Here is a 3,982-nt window from a genome sequence, read left to right as displayed (position 1 = left end):
CGGCCTCGTCGTCCAGGCCGTCGAGGACGTACGCGCCGAAGCCGTCCCTGCGGGCCCGGGTCGGGCGTCCGCGACGCCGGCCGACGACGCGGACGCGTTCGCGCACTGGGAGGGCAGCATCGCCCTGGGCCACGCTCCGGCCCACCTGACGGACGACGAAGTCCTGGCCGCGCTGGACCTCGCGGGGTACGACACCGACACCCGGCGGGCGTACGCCATGGCGGTGCGGGCCTTCGCCCTGGACGGCGACCGCGAGCAGCTGCAGGCGTTCCGGGCGGCCCTGGACGTTCCCGAACAGGGTGAGTACGGCTACGGCCGGGAGGTCGTGGTCGTCGGGCGGGAGCTGGCCGAACAGCTTCAGATGTCCTGCTGGCGGCAGGGGAAGCTGTACCTGGAGGTCGCGCCCGCGCGGCTCTCGGACCGGGCGGCGGCCCGTGCCCTGGCGGCGGTGTTCCGGGAGGACCCGCGCAGCTTCGAGACGGCCGAACGCATCGAGGTGCGCCGCTACGCCATGACCGGCGACTACCAGGCGTACGAGGAATGGGAGAACCGGGCTCTCCCCGTCGGCGCCTGACCCTTGGCGGGCTGGTCACGGACAGGGTCTGCGCAGGATCCGGCCATTCCTCCGCACCGTAGGGAGCCGACCGGAACAATGGACGCTCTGTCATCGACCGCACCGAGGGGGACTCCGTGCTCATCAGGCTGTTTGGGCTCCGGCGCACACTGAAGATCGCGGCTCTGTTTGTCGCCGGCGTCATGGTGTGGGGCTGGGTGAAGGGCAACTGACCCACCCGCTTCCGGTCACCTGCGGTGATCGTTCCATGACCTGCTGTCAGTGCCCGCTGTTTTCATGGTCCGTTGCGCCGACCGGCGCGCGGGCTGGGAGGGGAACAGCGGGTCATGGTTGCCGTACGCGAGTACGAACGGGCCGACGGGACGAAGGTCAGGGCACACACCAGGTGGTATCCGGGCGCCCGCAACGAGATGTTCAAGGCGGCGGTGTTCGTCGTGGCGGTCATCGCCATCGGCGGCGGGACGGGCGGGAACGGCAAGGCGGGGACCGCCAGCACTGACGGCTCGGGCAAGGCGCCGAAGCCGGTCTCGACGGCCGTGTACCCGGTGCACTTCCCCGGCTGGGACAAGCCGGCGCCGCGGCCGTCGCCGACGGTGTCGTATCCGATCCGGTGGGACCGCAGCGAGTAGGCACGGCTCCGCACGGCGAAGGGCCCCGGGTCTTCTCGGGGCCCTTCGGCATGACGGCGGGCAGGTCACCCGGTGACGGTGTCCGGCTCCGTCTGGTCCTCGTCCTTGGGGACCCACAGGGGCATCCCGCCCTTGGGATTGGGCACGAAGGAACCGTTCGGGCCCGGGATCGGCGCGTTAAGCGACGGCGGGGGCGGCCAGCTCGTCGGCGGCGCGGGGGAGGACGGGGGCGGGGGCTCTGCCTGCGCGGGCGGGACTTCGTCGGGCGCGTACGTCTCCCATGACCAGCTGTCCTCGCCGTGGCGAGCAACGACGACACGGTCGCGGCCGGCATCCTCGGCCGCACGGCGGGCGGCGTCGAGGGCCTGGAGCAGCTGCAGCCCGAAGTCCGCGGGGAGGTCCAAGTCCGTGGTTCCCCAGGCAGCGAAGTACGTGTCGCCCCTGGTGTCGTGCACGATCACACAGCGGTGTTCGTCCTGCCCGATCCGTGCGACCCATCCCGTGCGGAGCAGCTGGTAGGGGCCGTCCCGGTACGAAGGAATCAGGATCCAGACGGTCGCTGGCACGGGAGGCTCCTCTGCTCGGTGATCCGGTGGCCCCATCATCTTCGCGCCGGGAAGCGGCCGGGCTAGAGTCAGCAAAAGCGCCCGCAGCCAGCTCGAATGGCTGCGGGCGCCCCTTGTGGTGCTGCCGGACGGTCAGCGGTCGACGACGTCCTTGGCGAGGTCGCGGTGGACCAGGTCCACGACCAGGTCGCGACCGGTGAACTGACGGGCGGCGTCGGCCAGTCCGTACGCGGCGGCCTGCTCGACGTCCCCGGCGACCACGGCACACAGGGCCATGGCCGTTGTAGCTGCACGGTGGCGTCCGCCCGCGCACTGCGTCACCACGGTGAGCGGCGCGGCCGTCGGTCCGGCGAGGTAGCCCAGCACCTGCAGGGCGGTCGCGGCGAGGACCTCGCGCACGCCCGGGGTGTCCATGACCGTGTCGCGCACGACCTGGTCGTGGGCGGTGAGCTGGTGCAGGTCGGCGCTGATGGCGTGCGGATCGCGGAAGTGCCGGCGCAGGTCGAGCGCGATGGTGGCGCGCTGCAGCACGTCGGCCCACTCGCCCTCATTCCCGTCGTGCAGGCGGCCGACGGACACGATCGTGACGTCCGGCTGCGGCGCGGCCGTCTCCTCGGCAGGGCCCGCGGGGGCGGGGCCACAGTGCCCGTCGCAGTCCTGGCCGTCGTGGATGGTGCAGCTGTAGCGGTGGACGCGGGTGCCGTCGTCGTGGAGCTTCCAGCCCTCGGCGTCGTGGGGGCCGGCGTCGTGCGTCGTGGCGGTCTGGGTCACTTCTGGCTCCCGTGCAGGTGGCTGATCAGGGCGCCGAGCAGCTGGTAGAGGTCGGTGTGCTCGGTGACGGTCGGGTCGGCCAGTTCCAGCTGCCCCAGCTTCCGGGAGCGGGCGGTGAGCCGGGCGGAGACGAAGCGGAAGCCGTAGGCGTGGCCGTCGTATCCCTCGGGCTCCGGGTCGTAGGCGAAGGTGGCGAGGATGTCGACGCTGCGGCGCTGGTGTTCGGCGCGGGCCTCGAAGGTGAGGTTGATGGTGTCGCGGCTGTCGCCGTGGGTCTGGGTGGACAGCACGGTGAAACCGGGCAGGGGGCTGGTCTGCTCGGTAAGCAGCGCGGCCTCGCCGGTGACGTACCTGCGCTCTTCCCCGTCGTCGTACCGGGCGATGAGCAGGGTCTCGCCCGTCTTGCGCTCCTCGCCCATCAGGCCGGGGAACGTGAACTGCCCGTGGCTGTACGCGCGCCACTGGGGGCGGGTGGTCCCCACGGGGCTGTGCTCGCGGGCGCAGCGGTTGCACAGCGGGTCGTCGTCGGCCGCGACGACGGTGGAGAAGGTGTCGACGCAGGAGAAGCACAGGAAGCCGTGCATGTCCCGGTCCCAGCGGGGGATCGGCCTGCCGGTGAGCACCAGGTTGTCCCATGAGCCGATGGACTCGGTGACAGTACGCTGGCGGCGGCCGGCGTACTCCGCGTAGACGGAGGCGGCCCGGTCGTGGCCGTGCACGGCCACCAGGGCGCGGGCCCACGCCAGTTGCACCTGCTTGGCCTCCTCGGTCATGTCCGGGCGGCCGTTGTACGTGACCAGGACACCGAGACCGGCGTCGTCGGCGAACAGCCGCTCCATCTCGGTGAGCAGGCGGGCGCGGGCGGTCTGCCGCTGGAGGGTTGCTGACACGGGGGACTCCTTCGTCTGGTGCGGGTCGGTGGGCGGGGTCACTGGCTGACGGGCTGGGCGGCGCGGAGGGTCTCGGCGGCCAGCTGCAGGCGGCGCTCGTGGGCCTGGTCGAGGTTGGCGCGCAGCTGCTCGGCGGTCTGTGCCGGCGTCCGGTCGAGGTCGGCCAGCGCCTGCTCCAGCACGGGGTGACCGGCCTCCTGGATCTGCCGGTACGCCGCTTCGTCCCGGGGCGACATGCAGAAGAACGGCCGCTTCAGGGCGGCCTCCGCGCGCTCCCGCCACATGTCGATGGCGATGCGGGCCTCGTCGACCGCGAGGATGTAGGCGTGGTGGGCGGCCAGCCACGCGGCGGCGGTGCCCAGCGCCTCCCAGCGCAGCTCGACCTGGTGCAGCAGGCGGTCGCGCTCGGCGCGGGCGACCTGCTCGTGGGCCAGCAGGTCGCGGACGTCGGCGTAGCGGTAGGTCGTGTCCATCAGCCCCACCAGGCGCATGCCCTCGGCCTTGGCCTCCTCGTGGGTGGCGGCGGGGTGTTCGGCCGCCCAGCGTCGCAGT

5 protein-coding genes and 1 pseudogene are annotated in these 3,982 nt (G+C 72.3%); 2 read left to right on the top strand and 4 right to left on the bottom strand.

Annotated features, from left to right (window positions below; translation table 11 throughout):
- Both IEZ11_RS50175 and IEZ11_RS50170 read left to right on the top strand, forming a co-directional pair.
- On the top strand, positions 1 to 574 hold a 574-nt coding region (locus IEZ11_RS50175; protein ID WP_189269818.1), incomplete at its 5' end, for a hypothetical protein.
- Positions 575 to 900: 326 nt separating this feature from the next.
- A complete protein-coding gene (locus tag IEZ11_RS50170; RefSeq protein ID WP_189269817.1) occupies positions 901 to 1,203 on the top strand; it encodes a hypothetical protein in 303 nt (100 codons plus the stop codon).
- Positions 1,204 to 1,268: 65 nt separating this feature from the next.
- Here IEZ11_RS50170 and IEZ11_RS50165 read toward each other — a convergent pair whose 3' ends face one another.
- The 4 genes and pseudogenes from IEZ11_RS50165 to IEZ11_RS50150 form a co-directional block, all read right to left on the bottom strand.
- Entirely contained in the window at positions 1,269 to 1,769 is a 501-nt protein-coding gene (locus tag IEZ11_RS50165) for a hypothetical protein (RefSeq protein ID WP_189269816.1), read from the bottom strand.
- A gap of 132 nt (positions 1,770 to 1,901) precedes the next feature.
- Positions 1,902 to 2,540, bottom strand: a complete 639-nt coding sequence (locus IEZ11_RS50160; protein ID WP_189269815.1) for a RapZ C-terminal domain-containing protein — start codon at positions 2,538 to 2,540, stop codon at positions 1,902 to 1,904.
- The gene (locus IEZ11_RS50155) at positions 2,537 to 3,430 is read right to left on the bottom strand and encodes a hypothetical protein (RefSeq protein WP_229714004.1); all 894 of its coding nucleotides are present in this window, start codon (positions 3,428 to 3,430) and stop codon (positions 2,537 to 2,539) included. The genes IEZ11_RS50160 and IEZ11_RS50155 overlap by 4 nt, the downstream gene beginning before the upstream one ends.
- A 38-nt stretch (positions 3,431 to 3,468) precedes the next feature.
- Positions 3,469 to 3,982: pseudogene (locus IEZ11_RS50150) on the bottom strand (hypothetical protein); the annotation flags it as partial.

Source organism: Streptomyces fuscichromogenes (assembly GCF_014645815.1).
GTDB classification, from domain to species: Bacteria; Actinomycetota; Actinomycetes; order Streptomycetales; family Streptomycetaceae; genus Streptomyces; species Streptomyces fuscichromogenes.
The sequence above is the reverse complement of the archived record's forward strand: the minus strand, read 5'-3'. Positions and strand labels throughout refer to the sequence as shown.